The 20,237-nt window shown below is 53.9% G+C and carries 13 protein-coding genes; 12 read left to right on the plus strand and 1 reads right to left on the minus strand.

Going from position 1 to position 20,237, the window contains the following annotated elements:
* Positions 1 to 12 precede the first annotated feature (12 nt).
* Together ACZRJQ_RS02285 and ACZRJQ_RS02290 are read left to right on the plus strand one after the other, a co-directional pair.
* The gene (locus ACZRJQ_RS02285; protein ID WP_463976784.1) at positions 13 to 2,109 is read left to right on the plus strand and encodes a putative bifunctional diguanylate cyclase/phosphodiesterase; all 2,097 of its coding nucleotides are present in this window, start codon (positions 13 to 15) and stop codon (positions 2,107 to 2,109) included.
* Between the two features lie 72 nt (positions 2,110 to 2,181).
* A complete protein-coding gene (locus tag ACZRJQ_RS02290) occupies positions 2,182 to 2,928 on the plus strand; it encodes an SDR family oxidoreductase (protein ID WP_463976785.1) in 747 nt (248 codons plus the stop codon).
* Positions 2,929 to 2,995: 67 nt separating this feature from the next.
* Here the strand turns inward: ACZRJQ_RS02290 and ACZRJQ_RS02295 are convergent, their stop codons facing one another.
* The gene (locus tag ACZRJQ_RS02295) at positions 2,996 to 3,190 is read right to left on the minus strand and encodes a hypothetical protein (RefSeq protein ID WP_463976786.1); all 195 of its coding nucleotides are present in this window, start codon (positions 3,188 to 3,190) and stop codon (positions 2,996 to 2,998) included.
* 269 nt (positions 3,191 to 3,459) lie between these two features.
* Here ACZRJQ_RS02295 and ACZRJQ_RS02300 point away from each other — a divergent pair, with 269 nt between their 5' ends.
* The 10 genes from ACZRJQ_RS02300 (at position 3,460) to ACZRJQ_RS02345 (ending at position 20,180) form a co-directional block, all read left to right on the plus strand.
* A complete protein-coding gene (locus ACZRJQ_RS02300; protein ID WP_371057446.1) occupies positions 3,460 to 3,978 on the plus strand; it encodes an Hcp family type VI secretion system effector in 519 nt (172 codons plus the stop codon).
* 118 nt (positions 3,979 to 4,096) lie between these two features.
* Positions 4,097 to 7,144, plus strand: a complete 3,048-nt coding sequence (locus ACZRJQ_RS02305) for a type VI secretion system Vgr family protein (protein WP_463976787.1) — start codon at positions 4,097 to 4,099, stop codon at positions 7,142 to 7,144.
* Between the two features lie 3 nt (positions 7,145 to 7,147).
* Positions 7,148 to 7,645, plus strand: a complete 498-nt coding sequence (locus ACZRJQ_RS02310; RefSeq protein WP_463976788.1) for a hypothetical protein — start codon at positions 7,148 to 7,150, stop codon at positions 7,643 to 7,645.
* Positions 7,642 to 9,813, plus strand: coding sequence for a T6SS effector phospholipase Tle3 domain-containing protein (locus ACZRJQ_RS02315; RefSeq protein WP_463976789.1), 2,172 nt, complete (start codon positions 7,642 to 7,644; stop codon positions 9,811 to 9,813). Before ACZRJQ_RS02310 ends, ACZRJQ_RS02315 begins: the two co-directional genes overlap by 4 nt.
* An 8-nt stretch (positions 9,814 to 9,821) precedes the next feature.
* The gene (locus tag ACZRJQ_RS02320) at positions 9,822 to 11,423 is read left to right on the plus strand and encodes a type VI lipase adapter Tla3 domain-containing protein (RefSeq protein ID WP_463976986.1); all 1,602 of its coding nucleotides are present in this window, start codon (positions 9,822 to 9,824) and stop codon (positions 11,421 to 11,423) included.
* Positions 11,424 to 11,446: 23 nt separating this feature from the next.
* The gene (locus ACZRJQ_RS02325) at positions 11,447 to 13,039 is read left to right on the plus strand and encodes a type VI lipase adapter Tla3 domain-containing protein (protein ID WP_463976790.1); all 1,593 of its coding nucleotides are present in this window, start codon (positions 11,447 to 11,449) and stop codon (positions 13,037 to 13,039) included.
* Between the two features lie 23 nt (positions 13,040 to 13,062).
* Positions 13,063 to 14,649, plus strand: coding sequence for a type VI lipase adapter Tla3 domain-containing protein (locus ACZRJQ_RS02330; protein ID WP_463976791.1), 1,587 nt, complete (start codon positions 13,063 to 13,065; stop codon positions 14,647 to 14,649).
* A gap of 148 nt (positions 14,650 to 14,797) precedes the next feature.
* The gene (locus tag ACZRJQ_RS02335) at positions 14,798 to 16,969 is read left to right on the plus strand and encodes a T6SS effector phospholipase Tle3 domain-containing protein (RefSeq protein WP_463976792.1); all 2,172 of its coding nucleotides are present in this window, start codon (positions 14,798 to 14,800) and stop codon (positions 16,967 to 16,969) included.
* Positions 16,969 to 18,573, plus strand: coding sequence for a type VI lipase adapter Tla3 domain-containing protein (locus ACZRJQ_RS02340; RefSeq protein WP_463976793.1), 1,605 nt, complete (start codon positions 16,969 to 16,971; stop codon positions 18,571 to 18,573). Before ACZRJQ_RS02335 ends, ACZRJQ_RS02340 begins: the two co-directional genes overlap by 1 nt.
* A gap of 23 nt (positions 18,574 to 18,596) precedes the next feature.
* Complete coding sequence (locus tag ACZRJQ_RS02345; RefSeq protein WP_463976794.1) at positions 18,597 to 20,180, plus strand: type VI lipase adapter Tla3 domain-containing protein; 1,584 nt, start codon at positions 18,597 to 18,599, stop codon at positions 20,178 to 20,180.
* Positions 20,181 to 20,237: the final 57 nt, after the last annotated feature.

The raw sequence follows: 20,237 nt of genomic DNA on the forward strand, positions 1-20,237 counted from the left end.
AAGAGAAGGCTCATGGTTTCAGGCAGTTACTCCCTCACGCTGGTTTTAGTGTCTCTTTGCATCGCTATTTTGGCGTCGTATACCGCCCTTGATCTGACTGGCCGCATCGCTACGGCGCGTGGCCGGGCGGTTTATCTATGGATGGGCGGCGGGGCACTGGCAATGGGCTTTGGCGTGTGGTCGATGCACTTTATCGGGATGCTCGCCCTGTCATTGCCAATTGAACTGGGTTATGACGTCGCGCTCACTGCGTGGTCATTGCTGGTGGCTGTTTTATCTTCAGGGTTTGCCCTGTGGCTGGTCAGTCAGCCGCGTCTACCGGCGCTGCAGTTGCTCTTTGGCGCATTAGTCATGGGCGCCGGGATCAGCGCCATGCATTACAGCGGCATGGCCGCCTTGCGCATGCAGCCGGGCATTGAGTACGACCCCGTGCTGTTTGGCCTGTCTTTGTTTATTGCCGTGGGGGCGTCGGCTGCTGCGCTGTCGATCGCGTTCAGGCTGCGTAAACAAACCCCCTATGTGCGTCTGGCAAGGGGCGCCGCTTCAATCATCATGGGGCTGGCCATTGTTGGCATGCACTACACCGGCATGGCGGCTGCCAACTTTCCAGAGGGCAGTTTTTGTGGCGCCGCACTGGAAGGTTTGAGTGGCAAAGGATTGGACAACCTCGTGTTGGTGTCCAGCCTTGCGGTGTTGACCATCGCGTTGCTGACGTCGATTTTTGATGCTCGACTGGAGGCGCGAACAGCAGCGCTGGCAGCGTCACTGACGTTGGCTAATGAAGAACTCACCCACTTGGCACTGCATGACACTTTGACCGGGCTGCCCAATCGAATTTTGCTGGCTGATCGTATTAGCCAGGCTATGGCCAAAGTTCAAGAGCAAGGCGGGTGTTTCTCGTTGATGTTTATTGATCTGGATGGTTTTAAACCGGTGAACGATGCGTTCGGCCATCACTTAGGCGACCGTTTGTTGCGTGACGTCGCGCTGCGCTTGCGCGAGCAGCTGCGCAGTCAGGACACGCTGGCGCGCATTGGTGGTGATGAGTTTGTGTTGTTGGTGCGATTGGCCGAGCCAGACGACGCGCCGCAGGTGGCTGCGCGTCAGGTGAGTTTGTTGTCCAGATCGTTTCGGATCGATGATCACGAACTTCACATCTCCGCGAGCATTGGCATTACGTTGTATCCGGGCAATGGTCAGACCGCCGAAGAGCTGCTAATGAACGCAGACGCCGCGATGTACCACGCCAAGGGTGCTGGTAAAAACGGCTACAGCTTTTTTGATGCTTCGATGAACACCAACGCGCGCAAGCAATTGCAACTGCTGCAAGACTTGCGTCAGGCGTTGGAGCAGCAACAGTTTTGCTTGTATTACCAGCCCAAATTCGACGCCAGCAGCGGCCAACCGATGGGGGCTGAGGCGTTGTTACGCTGGGAACATCCAACCCTTGGGCTGTTACAACCGGACACCTTTATCGAGTTGGCAGAGAAAACCGGCTTGATTATCCCGATTGGCAATTGGGTGCTGAACGAGGCCTGTCGCCAGATGCGCGACTGGTTCGATCAGGGCTACAACCACTGGCGCATGGCGGTGAACCTGTCGGCGTTGCAGTTTTGTCATGCGGGGTTGGTCGACAACGTGGCAGCGGCGCTTGCCCGCCATCAATTGCCAGCCAATAGCTTGACGCTGGAAATCACGGAAACCACTGCCATGAGTGACGCCGACGCAAGCATGACCGTGCTGCAACGGCTGTCAAACATGGGCGTGGACTTGTCCATTGATGACTTTGGCACCGGTTACTCCAGTTTGATGTACCTCAAGCGTTTGCCTGCCAATGAGCTGAAAATTGACCGTGGCTTTGTGCGTGATCTGGAGCACGACAGCGACGATGCAGCGATTGTGTCGGCCATCGTTGCGCTGGGGCAGGCGCTGGGGTTGAGAATCGTGGCGGAAGGCGTTGAAACCGACACCCAGCAACGATTCTTAACAACCTTGGGCTGCGACGCATTGCAAGGTTATTTGCTGGGCCACCCGCAACCTGCGGGCCCATTTATGGACAAGATTCATCAAGGTCAGCACGCGCTGAGCGATACATCCCGGCCCGCCTGACAACTGACAAGACCTGCCCAACGCGGTTATTCTTGCGCGCAGGTGTACACCGTTGAAGGGGAGCGCGTATTTATGGATAAAGTCATCGTGATCACCGGTGGCAGTCGCGGCATTGGCGCTGCGACGGCCGTGCTGGCTGCCCAGCAGGGTTATCGTATTTGCATCAATTATCTGGCCGATGACGCTGCGGCCCATGCGGTGCTGGAGCAGGTTCGTGCGCTGGGGGCTCAAGCCATTGCTGTGCGTGCGGACGTGAGTGACGAAGACGAGGTTATCAGCCTGTTTGCCAGGGTTGATATGGAGTTGGGACCAGTGACCGCGTTGGTCAATAACGCCGGCACCGTGGGCCATAAATCCCGCGTTGACGAGATGTCCGAGTTTCGCATCATGCATACCCTCAAAACCAATGTGCTGGGGCCAATCTTGTGTGCCAAGCATGCGGTGCTGCGCATGTCGCCGCGCTACGGTGGTCAGGGCGGCAACATTGTTAACGTTTCTTCGGTGGCAGCACGCTTGGGGTCGCCTGCCGAATATGTGGATTACGCCGCTTCCAAAGGCGCGCTGGACACCTTCACTTTGGGCTTGTCCAAGGAGCTGGCGGGCGAGGGGATTCGGGTCAATGCGGTACGGCCGGGTTATATCTTCACCGACTTTCATGCCTTGAGCGGCGATCCGGGGCGCGTGAGCAAGCTTGAGTCAATCATCCCGATGGGCCGCGGCGGTCGCCCTGAAGAGGTGGCCGAAGCCATTGTGTGGCTGCTTTCTGACAAAGCGTCCTATGCCACTGGCACCTTTGTCGACATGGGTGGCGGGCGTTAAGCCGCCACTGTCTTCTAGGTCGAAGTTCCTGAATTCGACTTTCAGCGAGGGGGTGTTTGATGAAGATTTATTGCGCTTCTATGTCAAGAGTCTGTCCTGGCTTAAATGGGTAAACGCTACGATAAACGGCATGGTTTTTATGACTGTTTTTATAGTCTTTTTTTATTTGAAAATAAGTGCTTTTTAAATTTTCTTGACTTTTAAAAAGCACGACTTTGAAGTTCTCTGTTTTTTGCAACTGCGCAACTTCTTGCGCACTCAAATGTGGATAACCGTGTGGATACATGGCTATACGTCACGGTTTACGTTCTGTACAGACGAGTGCGCAACTTCTTGCACACCACTGCGCAAGAAGTTGCGCACTTTTTTGCTGTTTCCGACCCTCTGCCTCGCCTTAATTGTGAGGTTATTGGGCTAACTAATTGATATACATGGGTTCTGAAATAGTTGGCACAAACATTGATTACCAACTTGCTACCCGGCAGGCGATTTTGCCTGTCGGGCTTCACTTTTTAAGCAAGGAACGCATCAATGGCTACTCCAGCGTACATGTCGATTACGGGCACTAAACAGGGCCTGATTACTGCCGGTGCTTTCACCGCCGATTCGGTCGGTAATACCTATCAAGAAGGTCATGAAGACCAGGTCATGGTTCAGGGCTTTAGCCACGAAGTGATCATCCCTCGCGACCCGCAGTCGGGCCAGCCGACCGGTCAACGCGTTCACAAACCAGTCAAAATCACCAAGGTGTTCGACAAGTCGTCGCCGCTGCTGTTGGCAGCACTGACGTCAGGCGAACGTCTGACCGAAATCACCATCGAGTGGTACCGCACTTCGGCGGCGGGCACCCAAGAGCACTACTTCACCACCAAACTTGAAGACGCGATCATCGTCGATATCAAGGATTACATGCACAACTGCCAAGACCCTTCCAACGCCCACTTCACCCACCTGGAAGACGTCGAATTCACCTACCGCAAAATCACCTGGACGCATGAAGTGTCCGGTACTTCGGGTTCCGATGACTGGCGTGTGCCGGTGGCTGGCTAACGCGAGTTAGTCGTTTAGCGCATCGACCCTGCATTGGGTCGATGCGTTTACGCCACGCCAGTTACGTGCGGTCTTATATCTCACGCAACACTCACCTTTTTGACTAAGGAATAGTTAAATGCGTCAAAGGGATTTGAGGTTCACCTTCTCTGTACTGGACAGTCGGCTGGCGTTTGAGGTCGTAGAGTTCACACTGGAAGAAGCCATTTGCGAGCCTTTTCGGCTGAGCCTTGAACTGGCCAGCGATAACGCCACGATTGATTTTGCTCAGGTGCTGGACAAGCCGGCGCTGCTCACGATCTGGCAAGGTTCCACGGCAGTGCGCCATGTTCACGGGCTGGTGTCCAGTTTTACCCAAGGCACAACCGGGTTTCGCCGCACACGCTACAGTGTTGTGGTCGAACCTCAGCTGGCTCGGCTATGCCTGAGTTCAGGCTGGCGTATTTTTCAGCAGAAAAACGTACCCGCCATCCTCAAGTCCGTATTGGCCGAACACGGCATTATGGATTACGAAGCCCGCATCAACACCGAACATGTGCCCCGTGAATACTGCGTTCAGGCGGGCGATACCGATCTCTATTTGTTTGACCGTCTTTCTGCTGAAGAGGGTTTGTTCTACTTCTTCAAACACAACGAAAACACCCACACCCTGATCCAAAGCGACAAGCTGTATGTGCAAGAGCGTATTTCAGGCGGGCCGGTGCTCTACACCAGCCAACCGGCAGCCGATGCGCACCAGCCGGTCATGTATGCGTTCACCTACACGGAGAACGTGCGCACCGTTGAGCAAACCCAGCGCGACTACACCTTCAAGCGTCCCTCGTTTGACCAGCAACAGCACACCGTTGGCGAAGACATGCAGCGCAAGTCCTTGCCCTATGAGCGCTACGACTATCCGGGACGTTACAAGGCCAGCACCCCTGGCAAACCGTTCACCATCGATCGCCTGCGAGGTCATCGCAGAGACGCTCAGGTTGCAATTGTTGAAGGGGATGATCCGCGTTTGATTCCGGGGTTCTCGTTTCAGCTCAGCGGGCATCCGCGAAAAGACTTCAACGGCTGGTGGCGCTCCGTGCGCATCACCCACAAAGGGATTCAGCACGCCAGCCAGCAAGAAGAGTCTGCTGGCGCCGAGATGGGTGTGAGTTACGACTACACGGCTGAAATTATTCCCGAACAAGTCGAATGGCGTGCAGCCCCGCTGCCCAAGCCCCGCATTGATGGCCCGCAAATAGCGAGCGTCGTGGGGCCGAAAGACGAAGAAATCTACACCGATGAATTTGGTCGGGTGAAGGTGCAGTTTCCTTGGGACCGCGAAGGCAAGAAAAACGAATTCAGCTCCTGCTGGGTTCGCGTGGCGCAGAACTGGGCGGGTGCTGAATGGGGCCATATGGCGATTCCGCGTATTGGTCAGGAAGTCATCGTGGACTACCTAGACGGCGACTGTGACCAGCCCATCATCACCGGCCGTACGTACCGTGCAACCCACATGCCGCCGTACCAACTGCCCAACCACAAGATTCTGAGCACCATCAAAAGCAAGGAATACAAAGGCTCCCGTGCCAACGAATTACGCATTGACGACACCACAAAAGAAATCAGTGCGGCGTTGATGAGCGACCACGGCAGCACCGCCTTGCACTTGGGTTATTTGACCCATCCTCGACCGGATGGCGGCGCGCCACGCGGTGAAGGGTTTGAGCTGCGCACCGATGAAAAAGGAGCGTTGAGAGCAGCGCGTGGGTTGTTACTGAGCACCGAGGCGCAACTCGATGCTGGAGGAGGGCACCTGGACCGTGGCTCCGTGGTGCAAGTGCTGGAAGCGGCGCTGCAACTGGCCAAGGGCTTGGGCGATTATGCGGTCGACAACCAAGGCATTGACCACGACACAGACCCGCAAAAAACACTCAGTGAGGCCGTACGTGATTTGGGCCACGGGGCGAACAACGAGCCTGACAAAACCAACGGCGGTAAGCCTGCCATCGCCGTGAGCGGACAGGCCGGGGTGGCCGTTGCGTCCCCCAACAGCCTTACGCTGGCTGCAGGTGAGCACATTGACAGCGTGGCCATGGAAAACCAGCAACTCACCGCTGGCCAGAAGGTCGTCGTCAATGCCGGAACCGACTTGGGGTTATTTGCTCAAAGCGGTGAGATGCGCCACATCACCCACCAAGGGCTGCTACTGTTGCAGGCGCAGAAAAACAACATTCGGCTAGAGGCCGACCAGAGCGTTGAAGTGACGGCGAGCAATCAGCATGTCCTGATCTCGGCCAAGGAACACATCACGCTCATGTGCGGGGGCGCCTACATCACCCTCAAAGGCGGGAATATCGAACTGGGCATGCCGGGCAACTTTACGGTCAAGGCGGCCCAGCACAGCCACATCGGTGGCGCCAACCTTGAAGCCGAACTGCCAGCATTCAAGGTTGGTGACACCCAGCGTCGGTTCATGCTCAAACAGATTGATGGCGCCACGGCGATGGCCAACGTGCCGTACAAGATCACCATGGGCAATGGCGAGATCGTTGAAGGCATCACCGACGCAACAGGGGCAACAGGGCTGCTGCAAAAAGATGCGATGAACATTGCCAATGTGCAGATGAAACATTCAAAAGCACCGATTGTGGCGGCAGCGGCCGTCGCGACAGGCGCTGCGATTCTGGCCAAGGCATTCGCAGAGCCAGCGGCTGACAAGGGGCGGGCGCTTACGGTTGGCGAGATAGCTATTGCAAAAACCGTCTTCGCAGACACCATCGATTACGACGCGGTACGCCTGCGTGATGAAGACTATGTGCCTTGGCAGGGTGCGGACTATGTGATGGCGCCTAATGGGCATATCTATTTTGGCAAGAACTTGCGCGGTATTTCAGACTGGAGCCTGGAAGACTCAAACATGCAGGGGCTTTTCATTCATGAAATGACGCATGTTTGGCAACACCAGCACGGTGTCAATGTGCTACTCGTGGGCGCCTATCAACAGGCAAAGCAGTTCTTGGTAGGTGATCAATATGATTACCACTTGGCTGCGGGAAAGGTGTTCAAGGATTTCAATATTGAACAGCAGGGTGACATCGTTCGTGACTACTACTGGGCTTTGGACTTAGGGGATACGCAAAAAATACACACGTTCAAGCTCGTTTTGGGGAGTTTTCCAGAGGGATACTGAGTCATGAAAATTCAAGGATTGATCCTGTTACTGGCTGTGTGGCTCATGCAGGCACCTGCTGTCGCCATGTCCAAGATGCCGCCTGACATCCCCATACGGGTCGAGGCCGGGCAACTTGTTGCTGACTTGCAGCCGTTGCTGACGGACGCTAACGACCCTGAGATCACGCGTGTTTTTTTGTGCCGCCGTACTGCCAGCCGTTGTTATGAAACTGTTTGGGAGGCCGATCTTCCATCGGGCTGGCAGCAGCCACAATTGAAGCTGCTTGGTGACTATCCGGGCGCTAACGTAAAAACGCTAAGCCCTGAGGCCTTGCAGCCAGGCGGCAGTTATAACTTGCTCATTGAGTTCAAGGAGCGCAGCCGCTGGCACAAGCAAACTGTGTCGAGCCTTTTCTTGGAGTTTTGCCTGATAGAGGACGCTGGCGCTTGGGAGGTTCAGGATAAAAAAGCCTGCCTCGCCCGAAGGAACGCAGAGAAACAACAAGGAGCAAAACCATGAGTGAAGCTGCTCAGATGAGGACCATCGTCTCAGCCAAGTCGATCACCATGCCCGGTGGCGGCGATGTGCATCTGATCCCGCCACCACCCAAACCCTGTGTCACCATCGTCGTGCATGGGGTTAACGACCTTGCCGGATGCTATGCACGGATCGAGAACGGTTTGTGCAAGGGGCTGAACGAGCGACTTGATCTGCCAGAAACCCCACCCGGCGGCATGAGCAATCCGGGCTATTTGAAGTCGGCGGGTTACAGCTTGCCTTCGGATGATTCTGGCAAAGCCACCAACCCCGATGCGATGTACTACCGGCGCAAGTTCAGTGGTTCCAGCGATGGCGGGGCGACGCGCAGTGTGGTCATTCCGTTTTATTGGGGTTTTCGTGAGGAAGAGGAACACATCAACAAGACCGCGCCTCACGGTGAGTGGCTAGATCGCAACAACAACCGATTGGACAAGGCCGGCACCAAGGAAGGCGGGCAGTTCGCCAATGCCACCACCAACTTGCCGGATATGTGGGGGGATGGGTTTAATGGATTCCCGTTTGGCATCATTCCACTCAATGCGATTGCAGGCACGTTGACCCATCCACTGTTCTCAGCTACCGGGCGGCGCTACATGGTATTGGCTGCCATGCGTCTGGCGATGCTGATGAAAATCATCAGAAAGCGTTACCCCAATGACACGGTCAATGTGGTCGGTCACAGTCAGGGGACCTTGATTGCTTTGCTGGCTCACGCGTTTCTCAAGGATGAAGGTCAGCGCCCTGCAGATGGGTTCGTGATGCTCAATTCCCCCTACAGCTTGTACCAGCCCCGCAATGAAAAAGTTCAGGGTTGGCTGAAACAGCAGACCACTGCCGCCCGTATTGCCACGCTCGAAGGCATTTTGAAATTCATCTCAAGCAGCCCTAGTGCAACGCCTGCGTTATCGAGCGTTGCGCTCAAAAACTGCCAAAGCTATGGCGCCATTGGTGGCGTGGGGTGGGCAGGCGTCGGGCCGAGTGAAGCGACGATTGATGGTAAAAAAATCACGTTCAACGAGCGGGATAACCGGGGCAGCACCTACCTGTACTTCACGCCTGAGGATCAGACCGTAGGTCTGGCCAACGTCCAGGGCATTGGCTGGCAAGGCGTGGGGGAGGAGATTAATGGGCAAGCCGCACGCAAGGTGTTGATGCCAGGTTTTCATCAACGGGTCTTTACCTTGCGCAAACGCGCCGGTGAGAAAGAAAAAATCGGTGCTCACGTACCGCCTTATGTTTATCCATTGTTGGTTGCCGGGGAGGTCAGCTGGGAGGACACCGGCCTGTCTGGAATGATTGATCTTGAGGGGCGTGCCAAACTAGAGCCTGGTAAAAGCGTGATGCTCACTGCGCCGGTTTTACCGGTTCCTGCGGAGGCAGACTTTTTTATTAGCGGGACTATTACGGCGCCTGGGGAAGATTCAAACAGCGGCCTTTATCAGGTCAAGGACACCCTGGACCCCGTTGATGCCGCTATCGGTCTTAGCAACGATAAATCTTTTTGGATCAAGGCCGCATGGCAGCCTAAAGACCCGAGCCGGGCCCGGCCGGAAATTATGGACGCGAGCCAAGCATTCAAATTCGGACGCGATAACAGCAGCGTCGAACAAGCCCTGAACGAAAATAAGGACACGGCTCAACGGGCTCATGTATTCACATTCCGGGACATGGGCAATGGTCAGGTACTGATTACACGGGGCGAAACACCTTACGAAGCGCGGTTGCGATTACAGGCATCGCATCAGGCCGCTGACTCTTTTCACTCAAGTATTCCGAATAACCCGGAGCACAGTCGTAGGGTGTTGGCGTATGACGTGGCGATTGGTGCCGGGCAGAGCGTAGATGATGTGACGTTTTATGCGTACTTGTGCCGGGTGGCGGATTGGCGGTTGGATTGGGAAGGCACTGACGATAGTAGTTATGAGAGTAAAAGTGTGGAGTTAGCTCTTTCAGACGAGGCAGTCGATAGATTCTACAGGGCAGAAGAATCCAGTAATTACGCTCTTATAAACGCTACAGTGGAGTATCGAAAGAATGGTTGCTTGCCTGAGAGTGTAACTAAAACGTATATGCCAAGTTTGGTCGCGACGCAGACTTGGGGAGAGAAAAAACTTGGCAAGATTATTAAGTTTGGAGGGGTGATCTGATGTCTAACATGCTGTCGATATCAATTTTAGCAACAGCTTTACTTCTGACGAGCAAATTTATTTTTGCGGGCGAGTCGAAGTTAATGTCTGCCGGCTGTTTTGCTAGCTTGCCCCACGTTGTGACTACTGAAAATATAGCAAAGGAAATCGCCTCTATGCCTACGAATGCTCGCTATCGCGCACCCTCTAGTTCCCCTGCATTGGAGACACTGGATGTCCTTAGTGTCGGAGTGAGCCTTGATATTTTCCGTCAGGGTCAAGTATGGCAGGCTCTGCAAGAACAAAACGCCAAACAAGCTGAAGCCTTACATGTGGGTAGCTCCTTACCTACGGATACGAAAACTTACCCCGTAACAGGAGCGGATAAAGATATGGCGTATACAAAGCGCAAGTCTGATTCGTTAGAGTTGGGGTTGCGTGACTTTTTAGAAAAATGGCCAATCCCCACAATTACGGTTGTCCGAGGTTGGAAGCCAAGCACCTCAAATTTACGATTTTCTGCAGAAAGAACAGAGACGATGTTGACCAATATGGTTAACAATGTTCGACCTAATGCAGGTTTGCACTGGCACCGTATTCGAGAGTTATCCAATGGGGTTGTTTGTAATGATACTCCAGAGATTGTGCTTGAAAGTATTTTTCAACTGTTTGAAAAAAATCCGGATTTGCCTGCTGTCTTGGTTTACAGCGTTGAAGGTCATAACATGGCCTTCGCCCTTGCAACTAAGGATAAGAATACTTGGCCAGTAGGGCAGGGGAATGGGCCCCGATTAGCAGGCGAACTCACCGACTCAATGGTCGCCCTAGTCGTAGGCCGCCCCGAACGCGTTGAATGGCTGCGTTATTACGCCCAATACGCCAAGGTCAACGATAATAAAATCGATCCTGAGTTCAGAGGCTGGGGATGGCGCAAACCACCTGTTGAGTTTCAGCCATCCGAGTTCATCCCGCAGCCCTGGACGCAGCGTGCGTTTGAGCAATGGGATGCGATGACGGTCTTGGCTAAAATTCACCGCCCAGTGACCGTCTCGCTTAAGCGGCCAGACAACGGCGAGCGCTTGAAACACGATGCCCTGACAGCGCAATTGGCTGCGGGCTGGAAGAAGGCCACGGACACTCTCACGCCTCAACCCTCCCGGCTGTTTTACGACGGCGGCTTGAACCGCGCGCCCATCACCGAACTGTCCCCGGCGCTTCGCGCAGCCCAGAGTTCTCTCGACTTGCTCGACTCCCGTGAGAGTTACAACCTTACCCAGCGGCTGGGTGACACAGGCTCGGCGTCACCTTTTGTCGGCATTGCCTTGGCAACTATGGCCAGTTACTTGAATGCCGACACCAGCGTGATCATGCCCATGCGCCGTCAGGATCAGGCAACCATCATTACCGTGACTTCGACCACGCCGGGTAAAAAGCCGGTAGGCAACAGCCCCTTCGGTGTCACGCTAATGCCACAGACTGCCAGCAGTGACACGCCTGAGCCACCTGTTGCAGCGGCCGTAACACCTCGCGCCCAAGCGATGCCGCCATTCTCCAAACCAACTGACGACTATGCGCTGGAAGAGTTTTTGCTGAGTTTGAAGGACAGCGACGACTTACTGGATGGCTTGTAGGTGAACCTTGGAGGTAATGCCTGATGCATGCACGGGTTGTCTGTTTATCCATAAGCGGTCTGCTGTTCACCAGTTCTTGGGTACAGGCGGTTGAAAGCCGTTGTTTTGTTAGTCCCGCTACGGCGGTAACTGCCTACACATCCATCAATAATGGGCCTGCTATGCCTGCTGATGCTCGTTATCGTGCTCCTATTACTTCGCCTCGCTTGGGCACTCTGGATGTCCTTAGTATTGGACTGAGCCTTGATGTTTTTCGTCAGGGACAAACTTGGCAGACTCTGCAAGAGCAGAGTGAAAAGCAGCTAGCAGCTCTGCATGTTGGCAGTATTCTGCCTATGGATCCGAAGAAGTATCCAGTTACTGCCGATGATAAAAATATGGCTTATGAGAAGCGGAAAACTGATGCTTTAGAGCTAGGCCTGCGAGACTTTTTGGAAAAATGGCATATACCTACAATCACTGTAGTCCGGGGCTGGAATTCCAAAGCACCAAACTTACGCTTCACCCCCGAAGAAATTAACGTAATGCTCTCCGGTATGGTAAATAGTTTTCGTACAGATGCGGGATTACATTGGCACCGTATTCGGAATATAAAAAACGGAATTATCTGCAGCGACACCCCTGAAGGTTTAGTTGAAACTTTATTTCAACTATTCGAGTTGAATCCTGATCTGCCTGCTGTGCTGGTTTACAGTGTGGAAGGAATCAATATGGCAGGTGCTCTCTCCAGCAAGAGTATTTCCTTAAAATCATTGGGTGCTGTCGCAGGCCCGCGTCAACCTGACAAATTAACCGATGCAATGGTCGCCCTAGTCGTAGGTCGCCCAGAACGTGTTGAATGGCTGCGCTATTACGCTCAATACGCCAAGGTCAACGAGAATAAAATCGATCCTGAGTTCAGAGGCTGGGGATGGCGCAAGCCGCCGGTTGAGTTTCAGCCATCCGAGTTCATCCCGCAGCCCTGGACGAAGCGTGCGTTTGAGCAGTGGGATGCGATGACGGTCTTGGCCAAAATTCACCGGCCAGTGACCGTCTCGCTCCAGCGACCAGACAACGGCGAGCGTTTGAAGCGCGATGCCCTGACAGTGCAATTAGCTGCGGGCTGGAAGAAGGCCACGGACACTCTCACGCCTCAACCCTCCCGGCTGTTTTACGACGGCGGTTTGAACAGCGCGCCAATTACCGAGTTGTCCCCGGCGCTGCACGCAGCCCAGAGTTCGCTCGATCTGCTCGACTCCCGCGAGAGTTACAACCTTACACAGCGCTTGGGCGACACTGGTTCGGCGTCTCCCTTTGTGGGTATCGCCTTGGCGACCATGGCCAGTTATTTGAATGCCGATACCAGCGTGGTCATGCCCATGCGCCGTAAGGATCAGGCAACGATCATTACCGTGACTTCGACCATGCCGGGTAAAAAGCCGGTAGGCAACAGCCCCTTCGGCGTCACGCTAATGCCACAGACTGCCAGCAGTGACACGCCTGAGCCACCTGTTGCAGCGGCCGTAACACCTCGCGCTCAAGCGATGCCGCCATTCTCCAAACCAACTGACGACTATGCGCTGGAAGAGTTTTTGCTGAGTTTGAAGGACAGCGACGACCTGCTGGATGGCTTGTAGGTGAACTTTGGAGGTAATGCCTGATGCGTGCACGGATTGCCTGTTTATCCATAAGTGGTCTGCTGTTCACCAGTTCTTGGGTACAGGCGGTTGAAAGCCGTTGTTTTGTTAGTCCCGCTACGGCCGTGACTGCCAACACATCCTCCAATAAGACCTCTGCTATGACTGCTGACGCACGTTACCGTGCTCCTACTTCCTCGATGCGCTTGGAAACTTTAGATGTGCTCAGTATTGGCTTGAGCCTTGATGTGTTTCGTCAGGGAGAGGCTTGGCAGGCTCTGCAAGAACAAAGTGGAAAACAACTAGAGGCTTTGCATGTTGGTAGTATTTTGCCTATGGATCCGAAAAAATATCCGGTAACAGCAAATGACAAAGATATGGCGTGGGAAAAGCGTAAATCGGATGCTATAGAGTTAGGTCTTAAAGATTTCTTGGAAAAATGGCCTATTCCTACGATCAATGTGGTTCGTGGTTGGGGTCCTAATACCCCAAATCTTAGGTTAACTCCATCGGAAACAATGGAGATGTTGACATCTATGGTTAACAGTCTTCGGACGAAGGCAGGTTTACATTGGCATAGGGTTACAAATTTGCAGAACGGATTTGTCTGTAATGACACACCTGAGGAGCTAATCGAAAACATATTCCAGTTATTCGAACACAATCCAGATCTACCTGCAGTTTTAGTTTACAACGTTGAAGGGTTCAACATGGCTCTAGCCTTGACGACTAAAGGTAGTAAACCAGTCGGTGTGGGTACAGGGCCCAGACTAGAAGGCGAACTCACTGACTCAATGGTCGCCCTAGTCGTAGGTCGTCCAGAACGTGTTGAATGGCTGCGTTATTACGCCCAATACGCCAAGGTCAACGAGAATAAAATCGATCCTGAGTTCAGAGGCTGGGGATGGCGCAAACCACCTGTTGAGTTTCAGCCATCCGAGTTCATCCCGCAGCCCTGGACGCAGCGTGCGTTTGAGCAATGGGACGCGATGAAGGTCTTGGCCAAAATCCATCGCCCAGTGACCGTCTCGCTCCAGCGACCAGACAACGGCGAGCGTTTGAAGCGCGATGCCCTGACAGCGCAATTAGCCGCAGGCTGGAAGAAGGCCACGGACACTCTCACGCCTCAACCCTCCCGGCTGTTTTACGACGGCGGTTTGAACAGCGCGCCAATTACCGAGTTGTCCCCGGCGCTGCACGCAGCCCAGAGTTCGCTCGATCTGCTCGACTCCCGCGAGAGTTACAACCTTACACAGCGCTTGGGCGACACTGGTTCGGCGTCTCCCTTTGTGGGTATCGCCTTGGCGACCATGGCCAGTTATTTGAATGCCGATACCAGCGTGGTCATGCCCATGCGCCGTAAGGATCAGGCAACGATCATTACCGTGACTTCGACCATGCCGGGTAAAAAGCCGGTAGGCAACAGCCCCTTCGGCGTCACGCTAATGCCACAGACTGCTAGCAGTGACACCCCTGAGCCACCTGTTGCAGCGGCCGTAACACCTCGCGCCCAAGCGATGCCGCCATTCTCCAAACCAACTGACGACTATGCGCTGGAAGAGTTTTTGCTGAGTTTGAAGGACGGCGACGACTTACTGGATGGCTTGTAGGTGTCGCAGGCATCAGTAAGTGTTGTGATTCGTGAGGGTTATTGATCAGTAGTTTGGGCAACACGCGGGATGATGCAGCCCAAGGAGGCATCATGAGTGCAGACAAAAACAACGGACGTTTGGAGCATCACCCACAAGGAGGACACCCATGAGTGAAGCTGCTCAGATGAGGACCATCGTTTCAGCCAAGTCGATCACCATGCCCGGTGGCGGCGATGTGCATTTGATCCCGCCACCACCAAAACCCTGTGTCACCATCGTGGTGCATGGGGTTAACGACCTTGCCGGATGCTATGCACGGATCGAGAACGGTTTGTGCAAGGGGCTGAACGAGCGACTTGATCTGCCAGAAACCCTACCCGGCGGCATGAGCAATCCGGGCTATTTGAAGTCGGCGGGTTACAGCTTGCCTTCGGATGATTCTGGCAAAGCCACCAACCCCGATGCGATGTACTACCGGCGCAAGTTCAGTGGTTCCAGCGATGGCGGGGCGACGCGCAGTGTGGTCATTCCGTTCTATTGGGGTTTTCGTGAGGAAGAGGAACACATCAACAAGACCGCGCCTCACGGTGAGTGGCTAGATCGCAACAACAACCGATTGGACAAGGCCGGCACCAAGGAAGGTGGGCAGTTCGCCAATGCCACCACCAACTTGCCGGATATGTGGGGGGATGGGTTTAATGGATTCCCGTTTGGCATCCTGCCGCTCAATGCGATTGCTGGCACCCTGACTCACCCATTGTTTTCGGCATCAGGGCGTCGCTACATGGTATTGGCTGCCATGCGTCTGGCAATGCTGATGAAAATCATCAGAAAGCGCTATCCCAATGACACGGTCAATGTGGTCGGTCACAGTCAGGGGACCTTGATTGCTTTGCTGGCTCACGCGTTTCTCAAGGATGAAGGTCAGCGCCCTGCAGATGGGTTCGTGATGCTCAATTCCCCCTACAGCTTGTACCAGCCCCGCAATGAAAAAGTTCAGGGTTGGCTGAAACAACAGACGACAGCTGCCCGTATTGCCACGCTCGAAGGCATTTTGAAATTCATCTCAAGCAGCCCTAGTGCAACGCCTGCGTTATCGAGCGTTGCGCTCAAAAACTGCAAAGGGTATGGGGCCATTGGTGGCGTGGGGTGGGCAGGCGTCGGGCCGAGTGAAGCGACAATTGATGGCAAAAAAATCACGTTCAACGAGCGGGATAACCGGGGCAGCACCTACCTGTACTTCACGCCTGAGGATCAGACCGTAGGTCTGGCCAACGTCCAGGGCATTGGCTGGCAAGGTGTGGGGGAGGAGATTAATGGGCAAGCCGCACGCAAGGTGTTGATGCCAGGTTTTCATCAACGGGTCTTTACCTTGCGCAAGCGCGCCGGTGAGAAAGAGAAAATTGGCTTTCACACACCTCCTTATGTTTACCCCTTACTGGTTGCCGGGGAAAAGAATTGGGAGGACACCGGGTTGACCGGATGGGTTGATCTTGGTGGGCGTGCCGAACTGGAACCCGGTAAAAGTGTGATGCTGACTGCGCCTCTTTTGCCGGTTCCAACGGTGGCAGACTTTTTTGTAGGTGGCACCGTTACTGCACCTGGGGAAGATTCGGACAGTGGTCTTTATCAAGTTAAGGACAACCTTGACCCCATTGATGCAGCCATTGGCCTCAGTAACGATAAGTCTCTGTGGATCAAGGCGGCATGGAAGCCTGAGGACGTGAATCGTGCTCGGCAGGAAGTTTTGGACGCGAGCCAAGCGTTCAAATTCGGGCGCGATAACAGCAGCGTGGAACAAGCCCTGAACGAAAATAAAGACACGGCTCAACGGGCTCATGTATTCACATTCCGGGACATGGGCAATGGTCAGGTACTGATTACACGGGGTGAAACACCTTACGAAGCGCGGTTGCGATTACAGGAATCGCACCAAGAAGCGGATTCTTTTCACTCAAGTATTCCGAACAACCCGGAACACAGCCGCAGAGTTTTGGCGTATGACGTGGCCATCGGGGCAGGGCAGAGCGTGGATGATGTGACGTTCTACGCGTATTTGTGCCGGGTGGCTGATTGGCGGTTGGATTGGAAAAAGACGGATGGAGGTATGTTTTCTCAGAGTTTGGCCGAATCTGACCTGCCAAACGAGGATGTGGAGGAACTCTATCTTCTCGAGGATGGTGAAAATCGTAAGCTAATAGACGCCTCAGTGGTGTATCGCAAGAGCGGAGTGCTGCCGACTATCGTGGGCAAAACCAATATGCCTTCCTTGGTTGTGTCGCAAAGTTTGGCGGAGAGTTATGCCGGTAAGTCGATCGTTATTGGAGGCCCTACTTAATGCGTACATTTGTTGCTTGTCTATCTATTACTAGCCTACTCCTGAGTACACCGCTGGCTCATGCAATAGAAAGATCACTTGTGCCCCGTTGCTTTGCGAGCCCAGCTACAGCTGTGACTGCATACCCGTCCTCTATCAAGGCCTCTAATATGTCTGCTGATCCTCGTTACCGTGCTCCAACTACGTCACCTCGTTTGGAAACTCTGGACGTTCTTAGTGTTGGGCTGAGTCTTGATGTTTTTCGTCAGGGTCAAACTTGGCAGGCTATGCATGAGCAGAGTAGAAAACAACCTGAGGCCTTACATGTTGGCAGTATTCTTCCTATAGACCCGACTAAGTATCCACAGACCGCAGATGATAAGGACATGGCTTATGACAAGCGAAAAGCTGACGCTTTGGAGCTGGGGTTGCGGTATTTTCTGGAAAAATGGCCAATACCCACTATTACCGTGATTCGTGGCTGGAACTCTGAAAAGCCGAACTTGCGTTTCAGGCCTGAAAGAACCCGTGAAATGCTTTCTAGCATGGTTAATAGTTATCGTACTGATGCAGGCTTGCATTGGCATCGTATCCGTAACCTACAAAATGGGGTTGTTTGCAATGACACACCAGAGGGTTTGATAGAAAACCTATTTCAACTGTTCGAAAGGAATCCCGATCTTCCTGCAGTCCTAGTTTATAACGTCGAAGGTATTAGTATGCAGGGGGCACTATCAAGTAAAGATGTTTCTTTAAAGTCATTAGGGGCTATCGAAGGCCCGCGTCAACCTGACAAATTAACCGATGCAATGGTCGCTCTTGTCGTAGGCCGCCCAGAACGCGTTGAATGGCTGCGTTATTACGCCCAATACGCCAAGGTCAACGATAATAAAATCGACCCCGAGTTCAGAGGCTGGGGATGGCGCAAACCACCTGTTGAGTTTCAGCCATCCGAGTTCATACCGCAGCCCTGGACGAAGCGTGCGTTTGAGCAGTGGGATGCGATGACAGTCTTGGCCAAAATTCACCGCCCAGTGACCGTCTCGCTCCAGCGACCAGACAACGGCGAGCGTTTGAAGCGCGATGCCCTGACAGCGCAATTAGCCGCGGGCTGGAAGAAGGCCACGGACACTCTCACTCTTCAACCCTCCCGGTTGTTTTACGACGGCGGTTTGAACAGCGCGCCGATTACCGAGTTGTCCCCGGCGCTGCACGCAGCCCAGAGTTCGCTTGATCTGCTCGACTCCCGTGAGAGTTACAACCTTACCCAGCGTTTGGGCGACACCGGTTCGGCGTCTCCTTTTGTGGGTATCGCCTTGGCGACCATGGCCAGTTACTTGAATGCCGATACCAGCGTGGTCATGCCCATGCGCCGTCAGGATCAGGCAACGATCATCACCGTCACCTCGCCCACACCGGGTAAAAAGCCGGTGGGCAATAGTCCTTTTGGCGTGACGCTGATGCCGCAGACTGCCAGCAGTGACACCCCTGAGCCAGCTGTTGCAGCGGCCGTAACACCTCGCGCCCAAGCGATGCCGCCATTCTCCAAACCAACTGACGACTATGCGCTGGAAGAGTTTTTGCTGAGTTTGAAGGACAGCGACGACTTGCTGGATGGCTTGTAGGTGAACTTTGGAGGTAATGCCTGATGCGTGCATGGGTTGCCTGTTTATCCATAAGCGGTCTGCTGTTCACCAGTTCTTGGGTACAGGCGGTTGAAAGCCGTTGTTTTGTGAGTCCCTCTACGGCGGTAACTGCCTACACATCCATCAATAATGGGCCTGCTATGCCTGCTGATGCACGTTACCGTGCTCCAACTACTTCACCTCGTTTGCAAACTCTGGACGTGCTTAGTATTGGGCTGAGTCTTGATGTTTTTCGTCAGGGACAAGCTTGGCAAACCTTGATAGATCAAAGTGCAAAGCATCCGGAGGCTTTGCATGTTGGCAGTATTCTTCCGATGGATCCGAAGAAGTATCCAGTGACTGCTGATGACAAAGATATGGCCTACAGTAAGCGGGAAGCTGATGCACTGGAGTTGGGGTTGAAGGATTTTCTTGAAAAATGGCCTATTCCGACAATTACGGTTGTTAGTAGTTGGGATTCTTCAGCGTTGGGTTTACGTTTTACACCTGCAAGAACTGAACGCAGTTTGGCGGTTATGGTCAACAACATGCGAACACCGGCAGGATTGCACTGGCACCGCATTCGTAATCTAGAAAACGGTATTGTTTGTAATGACACACCGGAAGGTTTGGTTGAGAAGTTGTTTCAGCTTTTTGAACATAACCCTGATTTGCCTGCTGTACTGGTGTACAGCAATGAAGGATTTAGTGTGTCGTTCTCCCTTTCCGCCAAAGGTGATCCATTAATTGGGGGAGGTGGGCCGCGTAAACCCGGTGAACTTACCGACTCAATGGTCGCCCTAGTCGTTGGCCGCCCCGAACGTGTTGAATGGCTGCGTTATTACGCCCAATACGCCAAGGTCAACGAGAATAAAATCGATCCTGAGTTCAGAGGCTGGGGATGGCGCAAACCACCTGTTGAGTTTCAGCCATCCGAGTTCATCCCGCAGCCCTGGACGAAGCGTGCGTTTGAGCAATGGGATGCGATGACGGTCTTGGCCAAAATTCACCGCCCAGTGACCGTCTCGCTTAAGCGACCAGACAACGGCGAGCGTTTGAAGCGCGATGCCCTGACAGCGCAATTAGCCGCGGGCTGGAAGAAGGCCACTGACACACTCACTCCTCAACCCTCCCGGTTGTTTTACGACGGCGGTTTGAACAGCGCGCCGATTACCGAGTTGTCCCCGGCGCTGCACGCAGCCCAGAGTTCGCTCGATCTGCTCGACTCCCGCGAAAGTTACAACCTTACCCAGCGTTTGGGCGACACCGGTTCGGCGTCTCCCTTTGTGGGTATTGCCTTGGCGACCATGGCCAGTTACTTGAATGCCGATACCAGCGTGGTCATGCCCATGCGCCGTAAGGATCAGGCAACGATCATTACCGTGACTTCGACCATGCCGGGTAAAAAGCCGGTAGGCAACAGCCCCTTCGGCGTCACGCTAATGCCACAGACTGCTAGCAGTGACACCCCTGAGCCACCTGTTGCAGCGGCCGTAACACCTCGCGCCCAAGCGATGCCGCCATTCTCCAAACCAACTGACGACTATGCGCTGGAAGAGTTTTTGCTGAGTTTGAAGGACAGCGACGACTTGCTGGATGGTTTGTAGGTGTCGCAGGCATCAGTACGTGTTGTGATTCGTGAGGGTTATTGATCAGTAGTTTGG

It is taken from the genome of Pseudomonas sp. E315, assembly GCF_055406205.1.

Excerpts from the sequence above, each read along its gene's own strand:
- ACZRJQ_RS02310 (WP_463976788.1), top strand. The coding sequence starts at position 7,148 with ATGAAAATTCAAGGATTGATCCTGTTACTGGCTGTGTGGCTCATGCAG.
- ACZRJQ_RS02340 (WP_463976793.1), top strand. The coding sequence starts at position 16,969 with ATGCGTACATTTGTTGCTTGTCTATCTATTACTAGCCTACTCCTGAGT.
- ACZRJQ_RS02285 (WP_463976784.1), top strand. The coding sequence starts at position 13 with ATGGTTTCAGGCAGTTACTCCCTCACGCTGGTTTTAGTGTCTCTTTGC.
- ACZRJQ_RS02305 (WP_463976787.1), top strand. The coding sequence starts at position 4,097 with ATGCGTCAAAGGGATTTGAGGTTCACCTTCTCTGTACTGGACAGTCGG.
- ACZRJQ_RS02330 (WP_463976791.1), top strand. The coding sequence starts at position 13,063 with ATGCGTGCACGGATTGCCTGTTTATCCATAAGTGGTCTGCTGTTCACC.
- ACZRJQ_RS02300 (WP_371057446.1), top strand. The coding sequence starts at position 3,460 with ATGGCTACTCCAGCGTACATGTCGATTACGGGCACTAAACAGGGCCTG.
- ACZRJQ_RS02345 (WP_463976794.1), top strand. The coding sequence starts at position 18,597 with ATGCGTGCATGGGTTGCCTGTTTATCCATAAGCGGTCTGCTGTTCACC.
- ACZRJQ_RS02325 (WP_463976790.1), top strand. The coding sequence starts at position 11,447 with ATGCATGCACGGGTTGTCTGTTTATCCATAAGCGGTCTGCTGTTCACC.
- ACZRJQ_RS02290 (WP_463976785.1), top strand. The coding sequence starts at position 2,182 with ATGGATAAAGTCATCGTGATCACCGGTGGCAGTCGCGGCATTGGCGCT.
- ACZRJQ_RS02320 (WP_463976986.1), top strand. The coding sequence starts at position 9,822 with ATGCTGTCGATATCAATTTTAGCAACAGCTTTACTTCTGACGAGCAAA.
- ACZRJQ_RS02315 (WP_463976789.1), top strand. The coding sequence starts at position 7,642 with ATGAGTGAAGCTGCTCAGATGAGGACCATCGTCTCAGCCAAGTCGATC.
- ACZRJQ_RS02335 (WP_463976792.1), top strand. The coding sequence starts at position 14,798 with ATGAGTGAAGCTGCTCAGATGAGGACCATCGTTTCAGCCAAGTCGATC.